Here is a 3,963-nt window from a genome sequence, read left to right as displayed (position 1 = left end):
GATGTCCTGCTTGACCGCCCCGAACTTGCGGGGCTCGGTACGTACGAGTTTGGTTGGTCCGATTCCGATGCGGCGGGCGCGTCCGCCAGGCGCGGGGTTTCGCCGGAGGTCGTGACCGATATTTCGCGGTTGAAGAACGAGCCGGACTGGATGTTGCAGCGGCGGTTGAAGGCGTTGGAGTTGTTCGAGCGGAAGCCGATGCCGACGTGGGGCGCGGATTTGTCCGGGATCGATTTCGACAACATCAAGTACTTTGTGCGGTCCACGGAGAAGCAGGCCCAGACCTGGGAGGACCTGCCCGACGACATCAAGAACACCTACGAGAAGCTCGGTATCCCGGAAGCGGAACGTAACCGCCTGGTGTCCGGTGTGGCCGCGCAGTACGAGTCCGAGGTGGTGTATCACCAGATCAATGAGGAGCTCGAGGCGCAGGGTGTCATTTTCATGGACACCGACACGGCGTTGAAGGAGCACCCGGAGATTTTCCAGGAGTATTTCGGCACGATCATCCCGTCGGGGGATAACAAGTTCGCGGCCCTGAACACGGCGGTGTGGTCGGGGGGTTCGTTCGTGTATGTGCCGCCGGGCGTGCATGTGGAGATTCCGTTGCAGGCGTATTTCCGGATCAACACGGAGAACATGGGCCAGTTCGAGCGCACGTTGATCATTGCCGATGAGGGCAGTTATGTGCACTACATCGAGGGCTGCACGGCTCCGATCTATTCGTCTGATTCGTTGCATTCGGCGGTGGTGGAGATCGTGGTGAAGAAGAACGCCAGGGTGCGGTACACGACCATTCAGAACTGGTCGACGAATGTGTACAACCTGGTCACGAAGCGGGCCACGGCGGGCGAGGGCGCCACGATGGAGTGGATCGACGGCAATATCGGGTCGAAGGTCACGATGAAGTACCCGTCGATTTATTTGCTGGGGGAGCATGCCAAGGGTGAGACGTTGTCGGTGGCGTTCGCGGGTCCGGGTCAGCATCAGGATGCGGGCGCGAAGATGATCCACATGGCCCCGTATACGCAGTCCTCGATCGTGTCGAAGTCGATTGCGCGGGGTGGTGGCCGGTCGGGTTACCGGGGTGAGGTGCGGGTGGATGCCACGGCGCATCACTCGGCGAACACGGTGCGGTGTGACGCTCTGCTGGTGGATACGCAGTCGCGGTCTGACACGTATCCGGCCATCGATATTCGGGTGGATGATGTGCAGCTGGGTCATGAGGCCACGGTGTCTCGGGTCAGTGAGGAGCAGTTGTTCTATCTGATGAGTCGGGGGATGCCCGAGGATGAGGCGATGGCGATGATCGTGCGTGGGTTCATCGAGCCCATTGCGCGGGAGCTGCCGATGGAATACGCCCTGGAACTCAACAAGCTCATTGAAATGGGCATGGAAGGATCGGTCGGCTGATGTCCGCCGTCGCAGCACCACTGAATACAGCCATGCCCGCTTCTGAAGCGATGCCGACATCTGAACAGCACGGCATCAAGGAGCACTCGGACGGCCGCTTCGGCTTCGTCCCCGTGCAGACCCGCAACGACCGGTTCACGAGCGTCGACGTCGCCGACTTCGCACCCGTCACGGGGCGGGAAGCGGTCTGGAAGCTCTCCCCGGTGAAGAAGTTCACCGACCTGACCGCGGGGGTCCTGGACGGGTCCGTGTACCCGATCGAATCGACCGATGTTGCCGGTGTCGACGTCGCCTGGGTCAACCGGGATGATTCCCGGGTCGGCGCCGCCGGCGCCCCGGAGGAGCGCGCCGCCGCGAACGCGTGGTCCAGTTTCGAGCGGGCCCTCGCGATCACGATCAGTGGGGAAGAGGCCAAGGAGGTCACCCTCACCCGGTCCCAGTTGGGTGCGGGGCCGCGGGCCGCGCACACGATCATCGAGGCGAAACCGTTCAGCCGGGCCACGATCATCCTCGAGAACACGGGCGAAGCCCGCCTGAGTGAGAACGTGGAGATCATCCTGGGGGAGTCCGCGAACCTGACGGTGGTGAGCCTGCAGGAATGGGGCGACACTGCCGTGCACCTGACCAACCATTTCGCATCCGTCGGCCGGGACGCGCGCCTGAAGCATGTGGTCGTGAGCCTCGGCGGCAGTATCGTGCGGGTGAATCCGTCGGTGCGGCTGGCCGGGGAGGGGTCGGACACGGATTTGTTGGGCCTGTATTTCGCTGACGCGGGTCAGCACCTGGAGCAGCAGGTGTTCGTGCATCACGACGCGCCGAACAGTCGCAGCCGGGTCACGTACAAGGGGGCGTTGCAGGGCCAGGGCGCCCGCACGGTGTGGATCGGTGACGTGCTCATCGGGCGGAACGCGGCGGGCACGGACAGTTACGAGCAGAACCGCAACCTCGTGTTGACCGAGGGCACCCGGGCGGACTCGATCCCGAACCTGGAGATCGAGACCGGCGATATCAAGGGTGCCGGGCACGCGAGTGCGACGGGTCGGTTCGATGATGAGCAGTTGTTCTACCTGCAGTCCCGCGGCATCACGGAAGACGAGGCNCTGCAGTCCCGCGGCATCACGGAAGACGAGGCGCGGCGTCTGGTCGTGCGCGGCTTCCTCAGCGAGATCGTGCAGCAGATCGGATCCCCCGCCCTCGAAGACCGCCTCCAACTGGCCATCGAAGCAGAACTACTCGGAACAGAGGAAAAATAACATGGCGTCCACGAAGATCTGCGCCTTCGAAGAACTCGGCATCAATGAGGCCGTCAAGGTCGAGATCGACGGCGTGCCCATCGTCGTCGTCCGGGACGCCGCCGACGCCGTGTTCGCGATCGGCGACACCTGCACCCACGGCGACATCTCCCTGTCCGAGGGGTTCGTCGAGGACGACACCGTCGAGTGCTGGGCCCACGGTTCCAAGTTCTCCCTCAAGACCGGCAAACCGCTGAACCTTCCGGCCTACGAGCCTGTCCCCGTGTACAAGGTCGACCTGATCGACGGGGACGTCTACATCGACCCCTCCGTCATCGTCCCGGTCTGACCTTCCCCCCCCCCCACNCGCGGCGTCTGGTCGTGCGCGGCTTCCTCAGCGAGATCGTGCAGCAGATCGGATCCCCCGCCCTCGAAGACCGCCTCCAACTGGCCATCGAAGCAGAACTGACCGCGAGCAGCCCGAGCTAAGCATCCGTCGCCGCCCCACCACCGGCAGACCCCCGGCCGACCCGTCGGCCACTCCCATTTTTTACCGGCGCCTGCGCCGAAGACCGAAAGAGAATTCCATGTCAGTGCTACAGATCATCGACCTGCACGTCAGCGTCGAGACCGAGCAGGGCACCAAGCAGATCCTGCACGGTGTGAACCTCACCATCAACGAGGGCGAGATCCACGCCATCATGGGGCCCAACGGCTCCGGCAAGTCCACCCTCGCGTACACGATCGCCGGTCACCCCAAGTACACCGTCGACAGCGGCTCGATCCTGCTCGACGGCGAAGAGGTCACCACGATGACCGTGGACCAGCGCGCCCGCGCCGGCCTGTTCCTGGCCATGCAGTACCCGGTCGAGATCCCCGGCGTGACCGTGACGAACTTCCTCCGCACCGCGAAGACCGCGATCGACGGCACGGCGCCGCCCATCCGCACCTGGATCAAGGACGTGCGCGAGTCGATGAAGGCGCTCCGGATGGACAAGTCCTTCGCCGAGCGCAACGTGAACGAGGGCTTCTCCGGCGGTGAGAAGAAGCGCAACGAGATCCTGCAGCTCGAACTGCTGAGGCCCCGGTTCGCGATCCTCGACGAGACCGACTCCGGCCTCGACGTCGACGCGCTCAAGATCGTGTCGGAGGGCGTGAACCGGGCCAAGGAGAACACGGGCCTGGGCCTGCTCCTGATCACCCACTACACCCGCATCCTGCGCTACATCAAGCCGGACTTCGTGCACGTGTTCGTCGACGGCCGGATCGCCGAGCAGGGCGGCCCCGAACTCGCCGACCGCCTCGAAGACGAAGGCTA

The 3,963-nt window shown here is 64.0% G+C and carries 4 protein-coding genes and 1 pseudogene; all 5 read left to right on the top strand.

Translation table 11 applies throughout. The features are described from left to right. Positions 1-1,413, top strand: a 1,413-nt coding sequence (gene sufB / locus E3O49_RS00940) for a Fe-S cluster assembly protein SufB (protein ID WP_134450854.1), incomplete at its 5' end; no start/stop codon positions are given. A gap of 50 nt (positions 1,414-1,463) precedes the next feature. Continuing rightward, positions 1,464-2,666 carry a SufB/SufD family protein gene (locus E3O49_RS00935; RefSeq protein ID WP_134450856.1) on the top strand — a complete coding sequence of 401 codons (1,203 nt, stop codon included), beginning with the start codon at positions 1,464-1,466 and terminating at the stop codon, positions 2,664-2,666. A 1-nt stretch (position 2,667) separates the two neighbouring features. Then, entirely contained in the window at positions 2,668-2,994 is a 327-nt protein-coding gene (locus E3O49_RS00930; RefSeq protein ID WP_134434208.1) for a non-heme iron oxygenase ferredoxin subunit, read from the top strand. Between the two features lie 5 nt (positions 2,995-2,999). Then, positions 3,000-3,134, top strand: a pseudogene (locus tag E3O49_RS18970) (Fe-S cluster assembly protein SufD); the annotation flags it as partial. Positions 3,135-3,232: 98 nt separating this feature from the next. Further along, the coding region (gene sufC / locus E3O49_RS00925) for a Fe-S cluster assembly ATPase SufC (RefSeq protein ID WP_134450852.1) at positions 3,233-3,963 on the top strand (731 nt) is incomplete at its 3' end.

Source organism: Cryobacterium shii (genome assembly GCF_004402595.1).
Taxonomy (GTDB): Bacteria; Actinomycetota; Actinomycetes; order Actinomycetales; family Microbacteriaceae; genus Cryobacterium; species Cryobacterium shii.
Note: the sequence above shows the minus strand (reverse complement) of the source record. Positions and strands in the feature narration are given on the sequence as shown.

Excerpts from the sequence above, each read along its gene's own strand:
- E3O49_RS00930 (WP_134434208.1), top strand. The coding sequence starts at position 2,668 with ATGGCGTCCACGAAGATCTGCGCCTTCGAAGAACTCGGCATCAATGAG.